The sequence below is a fragment of the Vibrio sp. Vb1574 genome (assembly GCF_033338675.1).
The window spans coordinates 887-1,353 of sequence record NZ_JAWOTC010000227.1; the positions used below are offsets into that span (position 1 = coordinate 887).

General features: G+C 34.7%; 1 pseudogene. It reads left to right on the forward strand.

The window, feature by feature from the left end:
• Window positions 1-92, forward strand: a pseudogene (locus R7O12_RS25040) (GNAT family N-acetyltransferase); the annotation flags it as partial.
• Window positions 93-467 lie beyond the last annotated feature (375 nt).

Sequence of the window (467 nt, forward strand, 5' to 3'; positions counted from 1 at the left end):
GATTGTTGTTGAGAAATGGATATCTTATTGAAAAATTTGAAGAAAAAATCAATCTTCGTGAATCGAGAGTGCATTTCATTAAAGCAATGTGAAAATAAATGAGATTTTTTCTCATTTAACTGTTGACTGTTAAATGAGAATCATTATTATTAAACCTGTCTTAGGGAATGAGGAAAGTTCACAAGGACGTTGAATTACTGATTAACAGAAGTTGATTAACTGGTGTTGAGAAGGTGATGAAACATTTATCCAAGAACTTGCACGAATTCTTTTTGACACGACATTGCTCACATTGCTTCCAGTGTAATTTATAGCTTCTTGGTTAAGCTGCCATGATATGGAACTGGCTTTACCACTTCTGCTAGGCGACCCAATTGGGTCGCTTTTTTCTTTTCTACGATTTCCATTTGACGTCACTATCCGTAACTTTTCCACATGACATGATCATTTTAAGATCGTTGTTCTTC